Below are 1,743 nucleotides of genomic sequence, written 5' to 3' on the forward strand. Positions count from 1 at the left end.
ATATGGCGCGTCAAGTGCTGCGGCATCTGTCCGCGGGCAGCGAGAGGCGCGTCACCATCGAACTTGTGGTTCGTGCAGTCGCCGAAAAGTTTTCTCTCCAGCCGGCACAGTTGAAACAGAAGTCAAACACACGCCAGATTGCATACCCTCGTCAGGTAGCGATGTACCTCGTCAAGGAACTGACCGCATCTTCCTTGCCGGAGATTGGGCGAGCCTTCGGTGGCAAGCACCACACAACGGTTCTACACTCTGTCCATAAGAGTGAGAAGCTTCGACACGAAGATCCGGATTTGAACAGGATCATTCACAGTGTAATTGATTCATTCAATTAGACTTATATGGATTTCAACAGATGTGCCTGTGCGACCCCGGTGGAACCATGTGGATCGAATCGAATGACAATTGTTATGCGGACGTCATACAAAGTTTTTCCACAACCTATCGAGACAGCAAGCTATTTGGTTTTGTATAATTTAGAGAGAAATCCACGCTTCCACAGGACCAACTATAACGATGTCTCTCTACAGATAAGGAAGAGGGGAGTAAGAGTTCATGGAATTCACCATATCGAGAGCTGACTTAGTGCGTGAGTTGGGGCTGTCACAGGGTGTCGTGGAGAAGAGGACAACGATCCCAATCCTGTCGAACGTGCTTGTCGAAGCCTCGGATGACCGCATCACTCTGACGGCTACCGACCTGGAGTTAGGGATCCGTTGCTCGTGCCCGGCAAAGGTGAAGAAGGCCGGAGCGGGAACGATTCCTGCGAAGAGGCTGCTCGACTACGTTCGGCTTCTACCGGAGTCTGACATCCAGATCAAGGTTGGCGACAATCACTGGGCGAGTATTGTTTGCGGCCGTTCGCGGACGCGGATCGCCGGCATGTCGCGCGACAGTTATCCGGAACTGCCCCAGGCGGCCGATAAGGTGGCGGAGATTCCCGCGGGTCTGTTTGCGTCGATGATCGGGCAGACCATTTTTTCGATCTCGAGCGAGGAATCGCGCTTCACGCTGAACGGCGCCCTTTTGGTCCTGAAATCCGATGCGATGCTGCTGGTGGCGACGGACGGTCACCGGTTGGCGATGACCGAGCGCAAGATGGACTTTGGCGCGACCAGCGGGTTCCGCGCGTTGATTCCGCGAAAAGCCATGTCGGAAATCCTCCGTCTGGCGGGAGAGGCCGGAGCAGATGCGAAGATTCACTTCTCGGCAACGGACAATCACCTCTTCTTTCAGATGGGAGACCGGCTTCTCATCAGCCGGAAACTGACGGGCAACTTCCCGGACTACGAACGAGTTCTTCCCAAAGAACATCCGCACGCGATTACGCTGGGCAAGGAAGAGTTCCGCCAGGCGATTGAGCGCGTGTCCCAGTTCTCCGACGAACGGTCTCACGCCGTGCGCGTCCACATGGAGCCCGGGGAGGTGAAGGTCCATTCGTCTCTTTCCGACACCGGCGAGAGCGAGGACAGTCTAGCGGCGTCCTACGGAGGACCGAGTGTAGAGATCGGGTTCAATGCGAGTTACGTCCTTGAATTCCTCAAGGCATGCCCGGAATCGAGCGTGACCTTTCACTTCAAGGACGCCGCCAGCGCGGGCGAAATGAGGCCCGAAGCCGCGGAGGGCGAAGCGGCTTACAACTACCGCTACATCATCATGCCGATGCGCATTTGAGGCGGAGGCAGTTCAAACGCTTGATGAAAGAAGGATATGGCGACTACTGAAGTTTACGATTCGTCTAGCATT

At 55.4% G+C, this 1,743-nt stretch carries 2 protein-coding genes; both read left to right on the plus strand.

Annotation, left to right across the window (positions count from 1 at the left end):
- Positions 1-332 (plus strand): helix-turn-helix domain-containing protein (locus ACOSYY_RS06630; RefSeq protein WP_421661479.1); only part of this gene is annotated, 332 nt, incomplete at its 5' end.
- Between the two features lie 220 nt (positions 333-552).
- On the plus strand, positions 553-1,671 hold the full coding sequence (dnaN, locus tag ACOSYY_RS06635) for a DNA polymerase III subunit beta (RefSeq protein ID WP_421661480.1): 1,119 nt from the start codon (positions 553-555) through the stop codon (positions 1,669-1,671).
- The last annotated feature ends 72 nt before the right edge of the window (positions 1,672-1,743 follow it).

Source organism: Nitrospira sp. BLG_2, from assembly GCF_049222245.1.

Excerpts from the sequence above, each read along its gene's own strand:
- dnaN (WP_421661480.1), top strand. The coding sequence starts at position 553 with ATGGAATTCACCATATCGAGAGCTGACTTAGTGCGTGAGTTGGGGCTG.